The 1,125-nt window shown below is 32.7% G+C and carries 1 protein-coding gene; it reads right to left on the bottom strand.

Features of this window, described 5'->3' with window-relative positions; genetic code table 11:
• Positions 1 to 63: 63 nt before the first annotated feature.
• Positions 64 to 993, bottom strand: a complete 930-nt coding sequence (locus ACW2QF_RS01045; RefSeq protein ID WP_455714131.1) for a Bax inhibitor-1/YccA family protein — start codon at positions 991 to 993, stop codon at positions 64 to 66.
• Positions 994 to 1,125: the final 132 nt, after the last annotated feature.

Below are 1,125 nucleotides of genomic sequence, written 5' to 3'. Positions count from 1 at the left end.
CCCCCTTCTTCCGTGACATTCTCGCCCCTTACCATTTTATTCTATTTAACTTAATAATAAATCTTAATCATTACTTTTTCCGAAAAGACGAAGTAAATATAAGAAAATATTAACTAAATCAAGATATAACATTAACGCTCCAAACATAGCTAAAACAGTCGTAGAATGATTCGTATTTTGTCTTGCTATTGCTTTGATTTTCTGAACGTCATATGCTGTCAATCCAATAAATACTGCCAATCCAATAGCAGCAACCGCTAAACCTAATGAACTGCTTTTTGCAAAAATATTAATAATTGATAGCAAAATAACTCCAGTTAAAGCCATAATACCAACGCTACCTAATGGGCTTAAATCACGTTTGGTAACCAGACCGAATAATGCCATAACTCCAAATACTGCAGAAGCTAAAAGAAACATTGTTACAATTGATCCCAATTCATAAGCTAAGAATATTATTGATAAAGTCATACCATTTACAATTGAGTAGGCTATCAACATAATCGCAGATAGAGCGACCTTGTTTTTCTTCATAGCTACTTGTGCCAAGATAACTGTTACAATTTCTAAACCTATAACAGCATACCAACGTCCAGTAGACTCAATTAAACTATAGATAAGGTTGGAATTTGCAGTTTCATACGCTGAAAATGCAGTAATTAATAGTACCGCGAACATGAATGCAAATGTTTTTGCCATAACATTCTGAACCTTTACTTCTAGATTCTGTGTTGAAGATGGCATTACATATGCATCGTATGATGCACTTCCATTACCATAGTTGCTATATTGATTGTTAAATTGATTACTATATCCATTATTAGTGTTATTTGTGTTAGATGAACCATTTAAATTGTAGTTAGAACCGTCCATAGAAAAACCGCTGTTTGTTGTTTTCTTAGGTTCTCTTGCTCCATCTGCACTTCCTGACGTGTAGAAATTAAATACGTAATCATTATTTTCTCTTGAATTCGAGTTTTGATTATTATCCATAATAAAAATTCTCCTTTCCAATGCCTGAAGACGCGCTTAGCACATATCCCTCCGTTGAAAAAATAGCTTTTCAACTTTTCTTATTAATTATTACTTATACCTCATCTACTATATTTACCCAATAATTACTAC

It is taken from the genome of Anaerosporobacter sp., from assembly GCF_965301125.1.
This window is presented reverse-complemented; position numbering and strand designations above follow the sequence as displayed.

Coding starts and splice junctions, on each gene's coding strand:
- ACW2QF_RS01045 (WP_455714131.1), bottom strand. CDS start 993: ATGGATAATAATCAAAACTCGAATTCAAGAGAAAATAATGATTACGTA.